The organism is Longispora albida DSM 44784 (assembly GCF_000379825.1).
In the GTDB taxonomy this organism is placed as follows: Bacteria; Actinomycetota; Actinomycetes; order Mycobacteriales; family Micromonosporaceae; genus Longispora; species Longispora albida.
In genome coordinates, this window is the sequence record NZ_KB903818.1 from 61,240 (window position 1) to 78,959 (window position 17,720).

Consider the following 17,720-nt stretch of genomic DNA (forward strand, 5'->3'; position numbering starts at 1 on the left):
AGAGTTGAGTCCGCTACGCTCAACTCATGAATGCCGAGCGCCTGACGACCAAGAGCCGGGAAGTCATCTCCGCGGCGATCACCGACGCCACCCAGCGCGGCCACGCCATCGTCGAGCCGTGGCACCTGCTCCTCGCCCTGCTCGACACCGGCGGCTCCACAGCCCCGGCCCTGCTGCGCGCGGTCGGGGCCAACGGTGCCGACGTGCGCAGGGCTGCCGCGCGGACCCTGGAGCGGATGCCCTCCGCCAGCGGCACGACGATCGCCGAGCCGAGCATGTCCCGCGAGGTGGTCAACGCGCTCAACGCCGCCGAGCACGTCGCCAGCTCCCTCGGCGACGACTACGTCTCCACGGAGCACCTGCTGGCCGGCCTGGCCCAGCTCGGCGGCGACGTCTCGGCGGTGCTCAAGGGCGCAGGCGCAGGTTCCGACCAGCTCATCGAGGCGTTTCCGCAGATCAGGGGCGGTGACCGCCGGGTGACGACCCCCGACCCGGAGCAGACCTTCCAGGCGCTGGAGAAGTACGGCCTCGACCTCACGGCCAAGGCACGCGACGGCAAGGTCGACCCCGTGATCGGCCGCGACGCCGAGATCCGCCGGGTCATCCAGGTGCTGTCCCGGCGGACCAAGAACAATCCGGTACTGATCGGGGAGCCCGGCGTCGGCAAGACGGCGATCGTCGAGGGCCTCGCCCAGCGGATCGTGGCCGGCGACGTCCCCGACAGCCTCAAGGACAAGCGGCTGGTCAGCCTCGACCTGGGCGCGATGGTGGCCGGCGCCTCCTACCGCGGGCAGTTCGAGGAACGGCTCAAGTCCGTGCTGGAGGAGATCAAGGCCAGCGACGGCCAGGTGATCACGTTCCTCGACGAGCTGCACACCGTGGTCGGGGCCGGCAAGGCCGAGGGCTCGATGGACGCCGGCAACATGCTCAAGCCGATGCTGGCGCGCGGCGAGCTGCGCATGGTCGGCGCGACAACGCTGGACGAGTACCGCGAGCACATCGAGAAGGACCCGGCACTCGAGCGCCGGTTCCAGCCGGTGGTGGTAGGGGAGCCCAGCGCCGAGGACACGATCGGCATCCTGCGCGGGCTGAAGGAACGCTACGAGGTCCACCACGGCGTGCGGATCACCGATGCGGCGCTGGTCGCGGCTGCGACGCTGTCCGACAGGTACATCACCGATCGTTTCCTGCCGGACAAGGCCATCGACCTCGTCGACGAGGCGGCGTCCCGGCTGCGGATGGAGATCGACTCGCGCCCGGTCGAGGTGGACGAGATCGAGCGGACGGTCCGGCGGCTGGAGATCGAGGAGATGGCGCTGGAGAAGGAGCCGGACCCGGCCAGCGCCGAGCGGCTCGAACGGCTCCGCCAGGAGCTGGCCGACCGCCGGGAGCAGCTGGCGGTGCTCGGCGACCGCTGGCGCAACGAGAAGGCCCACATCACGGCGATCTCCGAGGCCAAGGAGGAACTGGAGGATCTGCGCATGGCGGCCGACCGGGCCGAGCGCGACTCCGACCTGGGCCGCGCCGCCGAGCTCCGCTACGGCCGCATCCCCGACCTGGAACGCAAGCTCGCCGGGGCCGAGGCGGAACTGGCCAACCTCCAGCGCGGCGGCGCGATGCTGAAGGAGGAGGTGTCACCCGACGACATCGCCGAGGTCATCTCCGCGTGGACGGGCATCCCGGCCGGGCGGATGCTGGAGGGCGAGACCGCCAAGCTGCTGCGCATGGAGGACGAGCTGGCGGGCCGGGTCATCGGCCAGCCGGAGGCCGTGCAGGCGGTCAGCGACGCCGTACGCCGCTCCCGGGCCGGTATCGCCGACCCCGACCGGCCCACCGGCAGCTTCCTCTTCCTCGGCCCGACCGGCGTCGGCAAGACCGAGCTGGCCAAGGCGCTCGCGGCGTTCCTGTTCGACGACGAGCGGGCGATGATCCGCATCGACATGTCCGAGTACGGGGAGAAGCACTCCGTCGCGCGGCTGGTCGGCGCCCCGCCCGGCTACGTCGGGTACGAGCAGGGCGGGCAGCTCACCGAGGCCGTCCGCCGCCGCCCGTACAGCGTGGTCCTGCTGGACGAGGTGGAGAAGGCGCACCAGGACGTGTTCGACATCCTGCTCCAGGTCCTCGACGACGGCAGGCTCACCGACGGCCAGGGCCGCACCGTCGACTTCCGCAACACGATCCTGATCCTCACGTCGAACCTGGGCTCGCACGCGATCGCCGACCCGCTGCTCAGCGAGGAACAGCGCAGGAACGAGGTGATGGCGGCCGTCCGCACCTCGTTCAAGCCCGAGTTCGTGAACCGCCTGGACGACATCGTGGTCTTCCACGCGCTGTCGATGGCCGAGCTGAAGTCGATTGTGGATATCCAGCTCGGCGCGCTGGCCCGCAGGCTCGCCGACCGGCGGCTGACCCTGGAGGTCACCGACGCCGCCCGTACCTGGCTGGCCGAGCACGGTTTCGACCCGCTCTACGGCGCCCGCCCGCTGCGCCGGCTCGTCCAGTCGGCGATCGGCGACCAGCTCGCCCGCAAGCTCCTGGCCGGCGACCTGCGCGACGGCGACACGGTCGAGGTGGACTCCGGGCTCGGCTCCGGAGTGGAAAGGCTGGTCGTCCTGCGGAAGGAGTGACGATCCTTCCCGAGGGGGGTCCAACGGCCTGGCTGTGCGGTTACGGTGCTTGCATGACTGAGTTTCCCGCGTTTCCCGCGCAGCCGGGCCCGGCCCCGAAGGTGCGCCCCGCCGTCGTGACGGTCTCCTCCGCGCTGCTGGTCGCGTTCGTCGCCCTGCTGCTCGTGAACACGGTGGCCGCACTGGTGGGCACGACCGACGCCGTCAACCAGACGATGGAGGACGCCTACAAGGACATCCCGAACGGCGACGCCGCGCTCGACCTGGTGAAGGCGATCCAGGTCGTCTCGCTGATCCTGAACCTGGTGGCGGCGCTCGGCTTCCTCGTTCTCGCCTTCTTCAACCTCAAGGGCTCCAACGGTTCCCGGATCACCACGTGGGTCCTGGCCGGCATCGGTACCCTGTGCTGCGCCTGTGGCATCTTCGGTGCCGCGGCCGGTGGCGGCTTCGGTGGCGACGAGGCTTCGAAGGCCGCCGCTGAGCGGGTCGCCGAGGCGTACCCGTCCTGGTACCAGCCGGTGACGATGGGCGCGATGGTGCTCGGCCTGCTCTGCCTGATCGGCGCGATCATCACGCTGGCGCTCCCCGCAGCCAACGACTACTTCCGCAAGACCCCGCCGGAGCCGCAGTTCATCCCGCCGGGCCAGCAGTTCTAAATATCCCGATCCGGGAAGTACTAGTAAGTAACCAGTGGGCACGCTACCTTGGGGCGTGCCCACTGCTCTTGTCACCGGCGCCACGGCCGGCATCGGCGCCGAGTTCGCCCGGCAGCTCGCGGCCGGCCGGTATGACCTGGTTCTCGTCGCCAGGGACGCGGCCCGGCTGGAGGCGTTCGCGGCAGACCTCAGGGGACAGTACACAGTCGATGTTGAGGTTCTGCCCGCTGACCTGGCATCCGAGCAGGGGCTGACAGTAGTGGCCGACCGGGTCGCACAGGGTGTTGACCTGCTGGTCAACAATGCCGGCATCGGCCTGAACACCGCCTTCACGAAGGTGGACTACGCCGAGGAGCAGCGCCTCCTGCGGCTGAACGTCGAGGCGGTCCTCCGCCTGACCCACGCCGCGCTGCCCGTCATGGTCGAACGCGGCTCCGGAGATGTGATCAACGTTTCGTCCGTGGCCGGCTTCGGCGTGCTGGCGCCCGGCTCGACCTACTCGGCCAGCAAGGCCTGGGTGACCAACTTCAGCCAGTCGATCGCCTTGTCCGTGCGCAAGAGGGGCGTCCGGGTCATGGCGCTGTGCCCGGGCTTCACGCACACCGAGTTCCACGACCGGGCCGGGATCTCGAAGAAGGGCCAGCCGGGCTGGCTGTGGCTGTCCGCAGTCGACGTTGTCCGCGACGGCCTGCGCGACCTGCGCCGGGGCAAACTCGTTTCGATACCGAGCGTGAAGTACAAGTTCTCGGTCCTGCTGCTCCGCCACCTGCCGTCGACTCTCATGTATCGCCTGGCAGGGGACACCCGGGGGAAGGGCCGTCAGGCGGGTACGTAAGCTCGTCACTATGACCGACCGTGACGACCTGCTGAAGCTGATCAAGGATCTGGCCGTCGTGCACGGCAAGGTGGTGTTGTCCTCCGGCCTGGAGTCCGACTACTACCTCGACCTGCGCCGGATCTCCCTGCACTCCGCCGCCGGCCCGCTGGTGGGCAGGGTGCTGCGTGAGCTGACCGCCGACTGGGACTACGACGCCGTCGGCGGCCTGACCCTCGGCGCCGACCCGGTCGCCAGCGCCGTGATGCACGCGCCGGGCCGGCCGGTCGACGCTTTCGTCGTCCGCAAGGAGACCAAGAAGCACGGCATGCAGCAGCGGATCGAGGGCCCGTCGATCAAGGGCCGCCGCGTCCTGATCGTCGAGGACACCTCGACCACCGGCAACAGCCCGATGACCGCCGTCGAGGCCGCCCGCGAGGCAGGCGCCGAAGTGGTGGGTGTTGTGGTGATTGTGGACCGGGGCGCGACGACGGTCCGTGAGGCCGGCTTGCCGTACCGGTTCGCTTACCGCCTGGAAGAGCTGGGCTTGTCCTGATCCGCTGGCACTTGCCCCGGATCGGTGGTTTACGATGTTTCCTGAGAGCTAGGCCGTCAACCTATCGGCTGACAATCGTTAGCCATGACGGTGGGCGTGAGCCGACACACAGGGCCGAGGAGCGCTGCACGTGGCATCCTTCTACGGGAAGCCGCTGATCCGGACTTGTAAATATCTATTCGATTCAATAGTAGTGTTGGAAGGATGAGGTACGTGGGTGCCGCCGTGGCCGAGAAAATGATGCCGAACCTGTCGCCGCTGACCGGTGAGCCGATGGAGCGTGCCGACGCCGAGCGCCTGGCCGGCGTGCTGAAGGCGCTCGCCGACCCGGCCCGGCTGCGGCTGCTGAGCCTGATCCAGTCCTCGCCGGACGGTGAGGCCTGCGTCTGCGACCTGACTGCTCCGCTGGGCCTGAGCCAGCCGACCGTGTCCCACCACCTGCGCATTCTCACCGAGGCTCAGCTCCTCGAGCGTGAGAAGCGGGGCGTGTGGGCCTTCTACCGGCTCGTGCCGTCCGCCATCGGCGCGGTCGCAGAGCTGCTCACCCCGCCGCGCAAGCGTGGCGGCCGCAAGACCCGCTAGCCTGCCTGCGCCCGCCGTCCTGACTGCCCGCACAGCCAGACGGCACCGAGACGCGGCACCACAGCGGCAAGGCAGCAACGCACGACAGTAAGAAGGGGCACCCGTCATCGGGTGCCCCTTCTTTTTCCTACGTGCCGTAGGCCTTGCCGTTGCCGTGCGTTTGCGGCCGGCGACCGTCCGAATAGCTCGGACGTTTCTCTGACAATTCTCAGACGTTCGCCCGGGCCCGCCGCTTCACGACGTAATTCTTGATGGCCTCCACGAAAATGGGGATCATCGAGATGAAGACGATGACGAAAACTGCCGGCAGGATGTAACGGTCGATCTTCTCTGGCGGGATGATGTCGAGGATCTTCTTGGCCAGCAGGTACCCGGCGAGGATGATCCCGTCCGTCCACAGGATGCCGCCGATGATGTTCCACAGCAGGAACTGCCTGGCCGGCATGCCCAGCATCCCGGCGACCGGGTTCAGGAAGGTCCGCACGAACGGGATGAACCTGGCGAGCACGACGGCCTTCGCCGGGCCGAACTTCTGGAAGTAGTACTCGGCCTTCTCGACGTACTCCGGCTTGAACAGCTTCTTGAACAGCCGGCCCTTCGGGTTCTCGAAGAGCTTCTTGCCGTACTTGGCGCCCATGAAGTGCCCGAGCTGGGCGCCGACGATCGCGCAGATCGGCGCGCCGATCAGCAGGCCGGTCAGGGAGATCTTCGTCCCGACGATCTCCATCGCGACCTCGGAGGCCGCGACACCCGCCAGGAAGAGCAGCGAGTCGCCGGGCAGGAAGAACCCGACCAGCAGGCCGGTCTCGGCGAACATGATCGCCCAGACGCCGACCATGGCGAACGGACCCAGCGCCAGCAGCCAGTCCTTGGCGTTCAGCGGGTTGAAGGCGATGCCGTCGAGCACGGTGCGCGCTTTGTCTGCGAGGTTCACGGCACCGAGGCTACCTGGAAGGCCTGTGTGCCTCGCGAGCGCGTGTGACGCCGCTCTCCCCGCGAGGACGGACACCCTGGTCAGGGCAGGGAAAAGCCCCCGGGAGCCAGCTCTCCGGGGGCTTTTCGCCTGGCTGCTTGTGCCGGGCGTTACTTGGCGAGGGTGGTGCCCGTCGACCGCAGGTGCTCGCACGCCTCGGCGACCCGGGCTGCCATGCCGGCCTCGGCCGACTTGCCCCAGGCACGCGGGTCGTACTGCTTCTTGTTGCCGACCTCGCCGTCGACCTTCAGCACGCCGTCGTAGTTGCCGAACATGTGCGCGGCGACGGGCCGGGTGAAGGCGTACTGGGTGTCGGTGTCGATGTTCATCTTCACGACACCGAAGTCCACCGCGTCACGGATCTCGGACAGCAGCGAGCCGGAGCCTCCGTGGAACACCAGGTCGAACGGCTTGTCCTTGCCGTACTTGGCGCCGACGGCCTCCTGGATCTCCTTCAGGATCTCCGGGCGGAGCTTCACGTTGCCCGGCTTGTACACGCCGTGCACGTTGCCGAAGGTCAGGGCGGCCATGTAGCGGCCCTTCTCGCCCACGCCGAGCGCGGCGGCGGTGGCCAGGCCGTCAGCCACGGTCGTGTACAGCTTGTCGTCGATCGCGCCGACGACACCGTCTTCCTCGCCGCCCACGACGCCGATCTCGACCTCGAGGATGATCTTCGCGGCGGCGGCCAGGGCCAGCAGCTCCTCGGCGATCTGCAGGTTCTCGGTCAGCGGCACGGCCGAGCCGTCCCACATGTGCGACTGGAACAGCGGGTTCTCACCCTTGTTCACCCGCTCCTGCGAGATGGCGATCAGCGGCCGGACGAAGCCGTCCAGCTTGTCCTTCGGGCAGTGGTCGGTGTGCAGCGCGATGTTGACGTTGTAGTTCTTCGCGACCTCGTGCGCGTACGCGGCGAACGCGACGCTGCCGGAGACCATGTCCTTCACCGTCGGGCCGGACAGGTACTCGGCGCCACCGGTCGAGACCTGGATGATGCCGTCACTCTCGGCCTCGGCGAACCCGCGCAGCGCGGCGTTCAGGGTCTGCGAGGAACTCACGTTGATCGCGGGGTACGCGAACGCGCCGGTCTTGGCGCGGTCGAGCATCTCGGCGTACACCTCGGGAGAAGCGATGGGCATTACTGCTCCTTTGTCTAGTTTCACACGCGAGACCGCGCTGTCCCTACCCGGAGTATTCCGCAGAGCCGTACGGGCCGTGCGCCCGGCCCGTACGGTGGGATTATGCGAGCCGAAGAAGTACCAGAGGCCGACCTGCTCGAACAGGAGGCCGAACTCGCCCCCGAGCCGGAGGAAGCCGAACCGGTACCGGGCGCCGGGCCGGTGATCGGGCCGGAGACCCCGGAGGCCGACGCTGTCGAGCAGGCCCAGGTGCTACCCGGCGACGAGGACGAGGACTACCGCTAGCCGGAGCGGCCTTACGTGATCTTGGAAAACCGCGCGCAATAAGTACTCGACCTGCCGCGTGTCTTAGTTGCTGACCCACACCAACCCGGTGCGGGAGCAGGACACGAGGGGGAGTGCTGGTGCGCAGACTCGCCGAACCGGAAACCGCGGCACAGGATGACGACAGCCCGCCCGGCCCGGAGGCCATGACCTACGCCGACTTCTACCACGCCAGCTACGGCCGGCTCGCCGCCCAGCTGAGCGCGTACCTGGGTGATCCGGCGGAAGCCGAGGACATCGTCCAGGAGGCGCTGCTGCGCGCCTGGCAGAAGTGGGCCAGCATCGGCCGCTACGAGGACCCGGTGTCGTGGGTCCGCAGAGTGGCGTGGAACCTGGCCACCAGCCGGTGGCGCCGCCTGATCAGCCACAACAACTGGCTGCGGCGCGCGAGCCGCACGGAGCCTTCCACCGGAGCGCTCGGCCCCGACAACGTGGCGCTGATCGCGGCGCTCCGGCAGATCCCCGAGAAGCACCGGCAGGCCGTTGTCCTGCACTACATCGCCGACCTCTCGGTCGCAGACATCGCCTCGGATCTGGGTGTACCGAGGGGAACCGTCCTGTCCTGGCTGTCACGCGGCCGGACCCAGCTCGCCAGCCTGCTCGCCGATGCCTGAAGGAGTGCCAGTGAACGACCAGACCCCGGACGCCGAGCAGGAACTCGCCGTGCTGCCGGCCCTCATGTCCTACCGCGACTCCGCCCCGCTCGGGTTCGCGGCCCCGGCCGTGGCGACCGTCGCCGCCGCCGGTCGCCGCCGTACCCGGCGCAACACGATCGTCGCGGCCGTGGCCGGCCTGGCGATGTTCGGCGGGGTGACGGCGGTACTCGCCAGCCCCGGCGACTCCGGTTCCCTGCCGGCCGGCGCGCCCTCGTCGGCATCCGCACCCAGGCCCCGGCCCTCGGCGAGCGGCGTCTACCAGTGGAACACCAACCCGCCCCAGCCCGTCCCGTCAAGCAGCCAGGGCGCCGGTAGCGATGAGCTGCCCGCGCTGGCCAGCCTCCAGCTGTCGGACGCGGGATCCGGATACACCGTGGTGTACGACTACAGCGGCTCCGGTGAGGACCACCTCAACTACGCCAATCTTGTGTGCAAGCCCATGCAGACCCGTCTCTGGAGGACCACGGGGCGGTCCCTGCGCCAGACGATGGTCACGGCCGGCGGCGAGACGGTGATCGACGAGTACATCGAGGAGTTCAAGCCGGGGAACGCGAAGATCTTCATGGACTACTGGCGCGACTTCGCCGGGAAATGCACCTTCGAACCCGGCTACTTCCTGGACAAGGTCGGCAGCGGGTTCGCCGGGCAGGACTCGGTGATGCTCCGGTGGACGACGCCGTCCGGGACGATGTTCCACGCCCTGATCAAGCAGGGGGACCTGGTCGCGGACCTGGCCTGGAGCGGTGAGCAGGACGCGCTGGCCGGACTGTCGAAGAAGGCGGCGTCGAGGATGTGCGCGGGGACCACGGCCTGCTGAACCGAACGTAGGATCAGGTATGGCCTACAGCCCTGACGAGATCGAGACCCTGGACGAACTCGCCCCGCACGTGCGGCGCGGCAGCCTGGACGGGCTGACTCTCCAGGGTCTCGATCTGACCGGTGTGGACCTCGGCGAGGTCAGCCTGACCGGCACGTTGTTCGTCGGATGCGCGTTCGGCGGGCGGGAGGACGCCGCGGAGCTGATGCGGCGGGGCGCTGACGTCATACCGGTGTTCCCGGACGCGCCGTTCCTCGCCCATCCCGGCCTGCTGTACACAGCGGACGATCTCGCGGACGGGTTCGCGGAGGGCGGATTCGACGGGATGTACGACACCGTCGTGTACCGGCACTTCGTCAAGCAGGGCGGGGCCACACCGGACGTCCGGACCGCGCTCGCCCAGCGGCTGCACGACTCGGGCATCGACAACGCGCTCGGCGAGGCGATGGCCGAGTGGCGCGCGACCAGCGGCGGCCCCGTCGTCGGCGTGATGGGCGGCCACAGCGAGCAGCGCGGCACGAGCGGGTACCTGCTGGCGGCCCGGATCGGGCAGCGGCTCACCCAGCAGGGCTGCCTGATCGTGACGGGCGGCGGGCCGGGCGTGATGGAAGCGGCGAACCTGGGTTCATACCTGGTGGACGGTGACCTCGACCGGGCGATCGCGACACTCGCCACCGCACCGGATTTCCGCGATCACGACCGGTACACCAAAATCGCTTTGGAAGTCAGGGCCCAGAATTCTTCCGTGAGTGGCGGACTGGCCATTCCCACGTGGTTGTACGGTCATGAACCGGCCAACTTGTTCGCCGGGAAGATCGCGAAGTACTTCTCGAACGCGTTGCGCGAAGACGTGATCTTGCGTCTTTCGCGGGGCGGAATCGTGTTCGCGCCAGGTAAGGCCGGAACGGTACAGGAAGTGTTCCAGGCCGCGACCAAGACTTTCTACACGACCGACGGCCCCAGCGGCCCCTTCGTCTTCCTCGACCGTCACTACTGGACAGACGGCGTCGCAGCACCTCAACTGCTCCGCGACCTGCTCGCCAAGTCCCCGGCCGGCGATCTCTCCGGGCTGGTGCACGTCACTGACGACATTGACGAAGCCGTATCGGTGATTACGGCGGGCGCCGTCCCTGTGTGAGATAAGAAGCAGCCCGGCGTCACTGTCGGAACGCCGGGCTGCGAACCGGTCCTGGGGAGGCTCCGGAGTTATATTTGTATCGCCTTGAGCCCCGTGTGCGTTACCGGCCGGCCGGTGGATTCCCCCAGCGCCATCCGCGTGATGCAGGTCTCATCCGTTCGGCCAACGCGGGTACCGGAGAATAAGCGCATGAAGAACCTCATGCCTGAGCCGCCACCCACTCTGCTCGACGTCGAGGAAGCTCCAGCAGCCGCGCTGGCCGCCGCCGCCGATGACCCGGCTGCCGCAGCAGCGCAGTTCCCCGCGTACAGCGCGGCGTGGGCAGCCCTCGCCGACCGGGCATACGCGGCCGGCGACGTCGTCGCCTCCTACGCGTACGCCCGCACCGGCTACCACCGCGGCCTCGACCAGCTCCGCAAGGCCGGCTGGCGCGGCACCGGCCACGTGCCGTGGAACCACGAGCCCAACCAGGGCTTCCTGCGCTGCCTCCACGCCCTCGGCCGGGCGGCCGACGCGATCGGGGAGGTGGAGGAAGCGGCACGCTGCGCCCAGTTCCTCCGCGACTGTGACCCAGCAGCCGGAGATGCGCTAACCGGGTAGGTAGTGCCGACCCGCTGAGCGAAAATCTGAGCTGCGCGAAACAAAAGCCCGTGTACAAACCAGTACACGGGCTTTCGTTTCGCTTGTCAGATTTCCGCTCAGCGGGCCACCGCGCGTTAGATCAAGAGCGTTAGATCAAGATCTTTTGGGTGTACTGGGGGTCAGACGTAGACGGCCCAGGCGGCGCGTTCCATCCACCAGTTGCGGCGTTTGGGGATCTCGCCTGCTACGCCGTCGTCCAGGTACGGGAGCTTGCCGTCCCGGGGGGTGACGCCCACCGCGCGGCCACGGGCGCGGCGGACCTCGATCCGCTGCTTCGGCTTCCGGAACAGGCCCTTCTCTGTGACCGGGACGGCGATGGCCACGTCCAGCAGGCCGTCGTCGGGTACGGCGCCGGGCGACAGGGCCAGGCCGTCGAACGTCGCATAGCCGGCGGCGTTCGCGACGGTCGCGGCAAGGATCGGCTCGTCGCCCGAGGACAGGATGACGTCGTCGACCTCCACCCGGCCCTGCCACGGGACGGCGCGGCCCGCGGCGTCGGCGGTACCGAGCAGCGCACCGTTCACCGTGACCGACCCGGCGTCCGTACGCAGCAGGTCGAGCCGGCGCGTCGTACCCCTGACCACGGCCGCGGCCACCTCCGCCGGATCCTTCGGCAGGCCCAGCAGCTCGACGAGCGGCGAAGCGTCCAGGGGCAGCACGCCGACCGGCGGCAGGTCGGGCACCGTACGGTCCGTGGCGAGCTCGGCGGTGCGCTGGCCGGGCGGGGGCGCGTACCGTTTCACGAGCCGCCGGAGAACGGCCCGGAGCTCACCATCCGTGCTCACGGCGACGATCAGCCGTTTGCCGCCCTCGAACGTCGCGTCGATCTCGGCGTCCGAACTCGCCGTGACCAGCGTCACGTCGGCACCTGCCTCGCGCAGCGCGTCCTGGCAGTGCAGCACCGGCGTCCGCGTACCACAGCCGCCGTCACCGCAGCATCCACCCGCGCCGTCACCCAGCGTGAGAATCACGACCTCGCTCACCCGGGCCCCCTTTCGTTCTCCGTGGGTTAGCCTTTCATCCGCAGCTTGGGCTCTGCCGGGTGGGCCGGGCGCGTGTGAGGAGCGGACACATGTCAGCGATCGTGCTTATCGGCGCACAGTGGGGCGACGAAGGCAAGGGCAAAGTAACCGACATGCTCGGCAGCCGGGTCGACTACGTCGTCAGGTTCTCCGGAGGCAACAACGCCGGGCACACCGTCGTCACACCCGACGGGCAGAAGTACGCCCTGCACCTCCTCCCCTCCGGCGCACTCGCTCCCAACGCGACGATCGTCATCGGCAACGGCGTCGTCATCGACCCGAAGGTGCTGCTCGCGGAGATCGACGGGCTCGCGGAGCGGGGCACCGACCTCACGTCCCGGCTGAAGATCTCTGCCGACGCGCACCTGGTGATGCCGCACCACCGGGCGCTGGACCGGGTCGTGGAGCGCTACCTCGGCTCCGCGAAGATCGGTACCACCGGGCGCGGCATCGGGCCGGCCTACGGCGACAAGGTCGCGCGGATGGGCATCCGGGCCCAGGACCTCCTCGACCCGGGCATCCTGGAGAAGAAGCTCGAACTCGCGCTCCGTGAGAAGAACCAGATCCTCACCAAGGTGTACAACCGCAAGGCGATCGACGCGGCTTCGGTCATCGAGGAGTACCTCGGGTACGCCGAGCGGCTGATCCCGTACATCGTGGACGCCAAGACGCTGCTGTGGGACGCCATCGACCGCGGCGAGGTCGTCCTCCTCGAGGGCGCCCAGGCGACCATGCTCGACATGGACCACGGCACCTACCCGTTCGTCACCTCCTCCAACCCGATCGCGGCAGGCGCGTGCGTCGGGGCCGGCATCCCGCCGACCCGGATCAGCCAGGTCATCGGCGTGATCAAGGCGTACACGACGCGGGTCGGCTCCGGCCCGTTCCCGACGGAGCTGTTCGACGACTACGGGCAGCACCTCCGCAAGACCGGCCACGAGTACGGGACCACGACCGGGCGCGAACGGCGCTGCGGGTGGTTCGACGCGGTGATCGCCCGGTACGCCGTCCGGCTCAACGGCATCACGGACCTGGTCGTCACCAAGCTCGACATCCTCTCGGGGATCGAGCAGGTGCCGATCTGCGTCGGGTACGAGGTCGGCGGGGTCCGCTACACCGACATCCCGATGACGCAGACGGACTTCCACCACGCCAAGCCGGTCTACGAGTACCTGCCCGGCTGGTGGGAGGACATCTCCAAGGCCCGCACCTTCGACGAGCTGCCGGCCAACGCGCAGGCCTACATCCGCCGGATCGAGGAGCTGTGCGGTACCCGGGTCAGCCTGATCGGTGTCGGCCCGGGCCGGGACGAGAACGTGGTCGTGCACGAGCTGCTGCCTGCCCGGTAGGCGAGTACGTAGGTTGTGGTTTCCAGAGCCGCCCGCGCTGATCATTCAGCGCGGGCGGTTTCTTTACGCGGGTGCGTGAGTGGTTGTTTCGTGCACAGCAGCGCCCTGACCTGGGGGCGGTTATCCACAGGGGACGAAGTTATCCACAGGCCGGGTGCCGGGTCGGCCGGTCCCGGGCAGCCTGAAACGCATGGAAACCACGATCGCCGCCGGTCACCTGGCAGCCCAGCAGGACGGCGTCATCACCGCCGCGCAGTGCCGCCAGCTCGGCCTCAGCCCGATCAGGGTCACGCAGCTCTGCCGGAACGGGACGTGGCAGCGCCTGGCCCACGGCGCCTACCTCGTCGCGCCCAGCCGGGCCAGCCGCAGGGCGTTCATCCGCGCCGTCCTGGCCGGATACGGGCCAGGGGCGGCCGTGATGCTCGGGACGGCCGCCGAGCTGCACGGACTGGAAGCGGCGCGGGAAGGGCCGGTGCATGTCGCCATACCGGCGGCGCGGGCCACCCGCAGCCGGCGGCCGGGGGTCGCTAGCTACCAGCGCACGCTGGGCGTGGACGACGTGACCGAGGTGGATGGGATAGCTGCCACGAGTGTGCTCAGGACACTGGCGGATCTGGTGCTCAGCCGAGAACGGCTGTCGGCAGTGGCGCTTGTGGACGGCGCGCTCCACGAGGGAGCACTGCGACATCCGGGCGACCTGGTTCCGTACATCACGGGGCGGCGTGGGGCGCTGGCCGCTAGGAAGTACCTGGCAGAGGCGGACGGGAACGCCGAGTCGCCGCTGGAGACCCGGGTCCGGCTGCGATGTGCCGACGGTGGCGTGCCGCCTGAAGCACTCCAGTACCCGGTCCGCACGGCTGGCGGGCTCATCCTCGGCTACGGAGACCTCGCCTGGCCCCGCGACCGGCTCATCGCCGAGGCGGACGGGGACGAGGCGTACCGGGAGCCGGGGTCACTGGCGCGGGACCGGCGACGGCAGAACGACATGACCAACGCTGGCTGGCGCGTGCTCAGGTTCACGTGGCAGGACACGTTGCGGCCTGGGTACGTGCCGGCGGTGGTCCGGGCTGCGCTGGGGCCTGCGGGGAGCGGGAGAGGCCGGGTGCGGGCCGGGTAGTGGCGACAGGTGGAGTCTGACTTGGGGCGTGCGGCTGTCCAGCTCGAAAGCTGGCGGGCGTGCAGCACCAGGGCGGGCGGGCAGCACAGCACGAATCAGGGGGCGGGGAGGGAGGGGAGGGGGAGGGGGCGGCCCCCCGAGTAGGCTGACCAGAGTGCGCGTACTTGTGATCGGTACCGGCGGCCGCGAACACGCCCTGGTCACCGCCCTCGCCAACGACCCAGCCGTCGCCTCCCTCCACGCAGCCCCCGGCAACCCCGGCATGGCTCTCCTCGCGGAACTCCACCCGGTGGACCCGATGGACCCCGCCGCCGTGGCCGCCCTCGCCACCACCCTCCAGGCCGACCTGGTCGTCGTCGGCCCCGAGGCCCCGCTCGTCGCTGGTGTCGCCGACGCGGTCCGCGCCGCCGGGATCTCCTGCTTCGGCCCGTCCGGCGCAGCCGCCCAGCTTGAGGGTTCGAAGGCGTTCGCCAAGGACGTGATGACCGCGGCCGGTGTCCCCACCGCCCGTGCCTTCACCTGCACCACGCCCGCCGAGGCGGCTGCCGCTCTCGACGAGTTCGGCGCCCCGTACGTCGTCAAGAACGACTCGCTCGCCGCAGGCAAGGGCGTCGTGGTCACGGACGACCGCGACGCGGCTCTCGCGCACGCTGCCGAGTGCGGCCGGGTCGTCATCGAGGAATACCTCGACGGCCCCGAGGTCTCGCTGTTCGTGGTCACGGACGGCAAGGCCGCGCGCCCGCTCCTTCCCGCTCAGGACTTCAAGCGGCTCGCCGACAACGACGAGGGCCCCAACACCGGCGGCATGGGTGCGTACGCACCTCTCGACTGGGCGCCGTCAGATCTCACGCCCACCGTCCTCGACCAGGTCGTCTTCCCGGTACTCCGTGAGATGACCGACCGCGGCACCCCCTTCCAGGGCCTGCTCTACGTGGGCCTGGCGCTCACCTCGAAGGGTGGCCCGAAGGTCATCGAGTTCAACGCCCGGTTCGGCGACCCGGAGACCCAGGTAGTCCTCCCGCTTCTGGAGAACGGCCTGGCGGGCCTCCTGCTGGCCGCCGCGAACGGCACCCTCGACGCCCACCCCGAACTCACCTGGCGTGACGCCGCCGCTGTCACGGTCGTCATCGCTTCGGACGGTTATCCGGCCAAGCCCGTCGCCGGCGACGTCATCACCGGAGCGGACGGCCCCGGCTACATCCACGCCGGTACGAAGCTGACCTCCGAGGGTCTCGTCTCCGCTGGCGGCCGGGTTCTGTGCTGCACGGCGGTGGCCCCGTCGCTCCCCGAGGCCCGCGACGCCGCGTACGCCCTGGTGGACAAGGTCTCCCTCCGTGCATCGCAGCACCGCACCGACATCGCCCGGCCCCGCTAGGTCATGCCTCACTCGAAGATCAACTGGAACCCAGCCCCCCGCGGCCGGTAGGTGATCGCTCCCGTCTCCCGGCCGAGCACCTCACCCCGGCAGCGGGGCGGCACGGCTCCGGCGAGCCACGAGTTCTGGTCCTCGAACTGCCGCCAGACGTACTCGTCGATCGCCTCGGCGTCCAGCACGAGGCAGGAACACCGGTAGACCGCCGCCCCGTCCATCACGGCGGGGAACAGCGGTTTGCGGCAGGTCGCCCCGCACCACAGGAGTTTCCGTAACAGGTGGCCTCCGACCGGGACGGTGGTTGTGGTGTTCATGGGTTCCTCCGGGGTGCTTCTTTGATGAAAGAGGAAAGTTCCCCGCGAGTGAAGTAGTGCGCCGTTGACTGGGTGTTGGTCGGGGCCGCCCGGGCATGGGTGAGAATGGGTTCGTGCAGATCCCGAATGTGCTTGCAGACCGCTACGCCTCCGCTGAGCTGGCCGAACTCTGGTCACCCTCGTACAAGATCGTTCTGGAGCGGCAGCTGTGGCTGTCCGTGCTGCGTGCCCAGCGCGAGCTGGGTGTGGCGATCCCGGACGGCGTGATCGAGGCGTACGAGGCTGTCGTCGAGCACGTGGACCTCGAGTCGATCGCCGCACGCGAGCGTGTGACGAGGCACGACGTGAAGGCTCGGATCGAGGAGTTCTCGGCGCTGGCCGGGCACGAGCACATCCACAAGGGGATGACGTCCCGTGACCTCACGGAGAACGTCGAGCAGCTCCAGATCCTCGCCTCGCTCAAGCTGCTGCGCGGCCGGATCGTGGCGACTCTCGCCCGGCTGGCCGAGCGGGCCGGGGAGTACACGGCGCTGACGATGGTCGGCAGGTCCCACAACGTCGCTGCCCAGGCCACCACGCTCGGGAAGCGGTTCGCCAGCGCCGCGGAAGAACTGCTCATCGCGTACGAGCGGATCAACGACCTCATCTCCCGCTACCCGCTCCGTGGCATCAAGGGCCCGGTCGGTACCGCCGCCGACCAGCTCGACCTGCTCGGCTCCCCCGAGAACCTCGCGGCTCTCGAAGCCAAGGTCGCCGAGCACCTCGGCTTCAACCGCGTCCTCACCTCCGTCGGCCAGGTGTACCCGCGCTCGCTCGACTTCGACGTCCTCTCCGCCCTCGCCCAGGCCGCAGCTGCCCCGTCGTCGCTGGCCACCACGATCCGCCTGATGGCCGGCCAGGAGCTCGTCACCGAGGGCTTCAAGCCGGGCCAGGTCGGCTCGTCGGCGATGCCGCACAAGATGAACACCCGGTCGTGCGAGCGGGTGAACGGCCTGGCCGTCATCGTCCGCGGGTACCTGAGCATGGTCGGCGAGCTGGCCGGCGACCAGTGGAACGAGGGCGACGTGTCGTGCTCGGTCGTCCGCCGGGTCGCGTTGCCGGACGCGTTCTTCGCGCTCGACGGCCTGTTCCAGACGTTCCTGACCGTGCTCCAGGAGTTCGGCGCGTACCCGGCCGTCGTCGAGCGGGAACTCGACCGTTACCTGCCCTTCCTCGCCACCACGAAGATCCTGGTCGCGGCGGTGCAGCGTGGCGTGGGCCGCGAGCAGGTACACGAGGCGATCAAGGAGCACGCGGTCGCCGTGGCGCTCGGCATGCGGGAGAAGGGCTCGGTGGAGAACGACCTGTACGACCGCCTGGCCGCCGACTCCCGGCTGAAGCTGAGCCGGGCCGAGATCGACGCGCTGGTCGCCGACCGGGGTGCCTTCACCGGCGCGGCCGGCGCCCAGGTGGCCGAGGTGCTGAACCGGGTCGGGGCGGTCCTGGCCGCCCACCCCGAGGACGCCGCGTACACCCCCGGCGCCATCCTGTAGCCCGCGTCCCACCCCCGGCCACCGAACGAGCCCCGGGCCACTGCCCGGGGCTCGCCCGTATCCGAACCAGGACATCCCCATCCCCCCACCACC

18 protein-coding genes are annotated in these 17,720 nt (G+C 69.4%); 14 read left to right on the top strand and 4 right to left on the bottom strand.

Features of this window, described 5'->3' with window-relative positions:
- Positions 1 to 26 precede the first annotated feature (26 nt).
- The 5 genes from clpB (at position 27) to A3G1_RS0111170 (ending at position 5,235) form a co-directional block, all read left to right on the top strand.
- Complete coding sequence (gene clpB, locus A3G1_RS0111150; protein ID WP_018349552.1) at positions 27 to 2,627, top strand: ATP-dependent chaperone ClpB; 2,601 nt, start codon at positions 27 to 29, stop codon at positions 2,625 to 2,627.
- A gap of 53 nt (positions 2,628 to 2,680) precedes the next feature.
- Positions 2,681 to 3,283, top strand: coding sequence for a hypothetical protein (locus tag A3G1_RS34305; protein WP_157641059.1), 603 nt, complete (start codon positions 2,681 to 2,683; stop codon positions 3,281 to 3,283).
- Positions 3,284 to 3,338: 55 nt separating this feature from the next.
- Positions 3,339 to 4,118: an SDR family NAD(P)-dependent oxidoreductase gene (locus A3G1_RS0111160; protein WP_018349554.1), complete on the top strand. Its 780-nt coding sequence runs from the start codon at positions 3,339 to 3,341 to the stop codon at positions 4,116 to 4,118.
- Between the two features lie 10 nt (positions 4,119 to 4,128).
- A complete protein-coding gene (pyrE, locus tag A3G1_RS0111165) occupies positions 4,129 to 4,653 on the top strand; it encodes an orotate phosphoribosyltransferase (RefSeq protein WP_018349555.1) in 525 nt (174 codons plus the stop codon).
- A 204-nt stretch (positions 4,654 to 4,857) separates the two neighbouring features.
- Positions 4,858 to 5,235, top strand: coding sequence for an ArsR/SmtB family transcription factor (locus A3G1_RS0111170; RefSeq protein WP_026212033.1), 378 nt, complete (start codon positions 4,858 to 4,860; stop codon positions 5,233 to 5,235).
- 208 nt (positions 5,236 to 5,443) lie between these two features.
- Here A3G1_RS0111170 and A3G1_RS0111175 read toward each other — a convergent pair whose 3' ends face one another.
- Both A3G1_RS0111175 and fbaA read right to left on the bottom strand, forming a co-directional pair.
- Complete coding sequence (locus A3G1_RS0111175) at positions 5,444 to 6,169, bottom strand: VTT domain-containing protein (RefSeq protein WP_018349557.1); 726 nt, start codon at positions 6,167 to 6,169, stop codon at positions 5,444 to 5,446.
- Between the two features lie 149 nt (positions 6,170 to 6,318).
- Positions 6,319 to 7,344: a class II fructose-bisphosphate aldolase gene (fbaA, locus tag A3G1_RS0111180; protein WP_018349558.1), complete on the bottom strand. Its 1,026-nt coding sequence runs from the start codon at positions 7,342 to 7,344 to the stop codon at positions 6,319 to 6,321.
- A gap of 102 nt (positions 7,345 to 7,446) precedes the next feature.
- Between fbaA and A3G1_RS0111185 the strand changes: the two genes are divergently transcribed.
- From A3G1_RS0111185 to A3G1_RS0111205, 5 genes are all read left to right on the top strand, one after another.
- Positions 7,447 to 7,629 (top strand): hypothetical protein, encoded by a 183-nt coding sequence (locus A3G1_RS0111185; protein WP_018349559.1) that lies wholly within the window; start codon positions 7,447 to 7,449, stop codon positions 7,627 to 7,629.
- 119 nt (positions 7,630 to 7,748) lie between these two features.
- Positions 7,749 to 8,282, top strand: coding sequence for an RNA polymerase sigma factor (locus A3G1_RS0111190; protein WP_245563480.1), 534 nt, complete (start codon positions 7,749 to 7,751; stop codon positions 8,280 to 8,282).
- Between the two features lie 10 nt (positions 8,283 to 8,292).
- Entirely contained in the window at positions 8,293 to 9,141 is an 849-nt protein-coding gene (locus A3G1_RS0111195; protein WP_018349561.1) for a hypothetical protein, read from the top strand.
- Positions 9,142 to 9,160: 19 nt separating this feature from the next.
- Positions 9,161 to 10,279: an LOG family protein gene (locus A3G1_RS0111200; protein ID WP_018349562.1), complete on the top strand. Its 1,119-nt coding sequence runs from the start codon at positions 9,161 to 9,163 to the stop codon at positions 10,277 to 10,279.
- A 189-nt stretch (positions 10,280 to 10,468) separates the two neighbouring features.
- Positions 10,469 to 10,879, top strand: a complete 411-nt coding sequence (locus tag A3G1_RS0111205) for a DUF3151 domain-containing protein (protein WP_018349563.1) — start codon at positions 10,469 to 10,471, stop codon at positions 10,877 to 10,879.
- A 161-nt stretch (positions 10,880 to 11,040) separates the two neighbouring features.
- Here the strand turns inward: A3G1_RS0111205 and A3G1_RS0111210 are convergent, their stop codons facing one another.
- On the bottom strand, positions 11,041 to 11,904 hold the full coding sequence (locus tag A3G1_RS0111210) for a diacylglycerol kinase family protein (protein ID WP_018349564.1): 864 nt from the start codon (positions 11,902 to 11,904) through the stop codon (positions 11,041 to 11,043).
- A gap of 89 nt (positions 11,905 to 11,993) precedes the next feature.
- Between A3G1_RS0111210 and A3G1_RS0111215 the strand changes: the two genes are divergently transcribed.
- From A3G1_RS0111215 to purD, 3 genes are all read left to right on the top strand, one after another.
- Positions 11,994 to 13,292: an adenylosuccinate synthase gene (locus A3G1_RS0111215; RefSeq protein WP_018349565.1), complete on the top strand. Its 1,299-nt coding sequence runs from the start codon at positions 11,994 to 11,996 to the stop codon at positions 13,290 to 13,292.
- 190 nt (positions 13,293 to 13,482) lie between these two features.
- Positions 13,483 to 14,409, top strand: a complete 927-nt coding sequence (locus tag A3G1_RS34310) for a type IV toxin-antitoxin system AbiEi family antitoxin domain-containing protein (RefSeq protein WP_018349566.1) — start codon at positions 13,483 to 13,485, stop codon at positions 14,407 to 14,409.
- A 154-nt stretch (positions 14,410 to 14,563) separates the two neighbouring features.
- Positions 14,564 to 15,784: a phosphoribosylamine--glycine ligase gene (gene purD, locus A3G1_RS0111225; RefSeq protein WP_026212035.1), complete on the top strand. Its 1,221-nt coding sequence runs from the start codon at positions 14,564 to 14,566 to the stop codon at positions 15,782 to 15,784.
- 8 nt (positions 15,785 to 15,792) lie between these two features.
- Here purD and A3G1_RS0111230 read toward each other — a convergent pair whose 3' ends face one another.
- The gene (locus tag A3G1_RS0111230; protein ID WP_018349568.1) at positions 15,793 to 16,095 is read right to left on the bottom strand and encodes a hypothetical protein; all 303 of its coding nucleotides are present in this window, start codon (positions 16,093 to 16,095) and stop codon (positions 15,793 to 15,795) included.
- A 95-nt stretch (positions 16,096 to 16,190) separates the two neighbouring features.
- Between A3G1_RS0111230 and purB the strand changes: the two genes are divergently transcribed.
- Positions 16,191 to 17,627, top strand: coding sequence for an adenylosuccinate lyase (gene purB, locus A3G1_RS0111235; RefSeq protein WP_018349569.1), 1,437 nt, complete (start codon positions 16,191 to 16,193; stop codon positions 17,625 to 17,627).
- Positions 17,628 to 17,720: the final 93 nt, after the last annotated feature.

Excerpts from the sequence above, each read along its gene's own strand:
- clpB (WP_018349552.1), top strand. The coding sequence starts at position 27 with ATGAATGCCGAGCGCCTGACGACCAAGAGCCGGGAAGTCATCTCCGCG.
- A3G1_RS34305 (WP_157641059.1), top strand. The coding sequence starts at position 2,681 with ATGACTGAGTTTCCCGCGTTTCCCGCGCAGCCGGGCCCGGCCCCGAAG.
- pyrE (WP_018349555.1), top strand. The coding sequence starts at position 4,129 with ATGACCGACCGTGACGACCTGCTGAAGCTGATCAAGGATCTGGCCGTC.
- A3G1_RS0111170 (WP_026212033.1), top strand. The coding sequence starts at position 4,858 with ATGAGGTACGTGGGTGCCGCCGTGGCCGAGAAAATGATGCCGAACCTG.
- fbaA (WP_018349558.1), bottom strand. The coding sequence starts at position 7,344 with ATGCCCATCGCTTCTCCCGAGGTGTACGCCGAGATGCTCGACCGCGCC.
- A3G1_RS0111185 (WP_018349559.1), top strand. The coding sequence starts at position 7,447 with ATGCGAGCCGAAGAAGTACCAGAGGCCGACCTGCTCGAACAGGAGGCC.
- A3G1_RS0111200 (WP_018349562.1), top strand. The coding sequence starts at position 9,161 with ATGGCCTACAGCCCTGACGAGATCGAGACCCTGGACGAACTCGCCCCG.
- A3G1_RS0111205 (WP_018349563.1), top strand. The coding sequence starts at position 10,469 with ATGAAGAACCTCATGCCTGAGCCGCCACCCACTCTGCTCGACGTCGAG.
- A3G1_RS0111215 (WP_018349565.1), top strand. The coding sequence starts at position 11,994 with ATGTCAGCGATCGTGCTTATCGGCGCACAGTGGGGCGACGAAGGCAAG.
- A3G1_RS34310 (WP_018349566.1), top strand. The coding sequence starts at position 13,483 with ATGGAAACCACGATCGCCGCCGGTCACCTGGCAGCCCAGCAGGACGGC.
- A3G1_RS0111230 (WP_018349568.1), bottom strand. The coding sequence starts at position 16,095 with ATGAACACCACAACCACCGTCCCGGTCGGAGGCCACCTGTTACGGAAA.
- purB (WP_018349569.1), top strand. The coding sequence starts at position 16,191 with ATGGGTGAGAATGGGTTCGTGCAGATCCCGAATGTGCTTGCAGACCGC.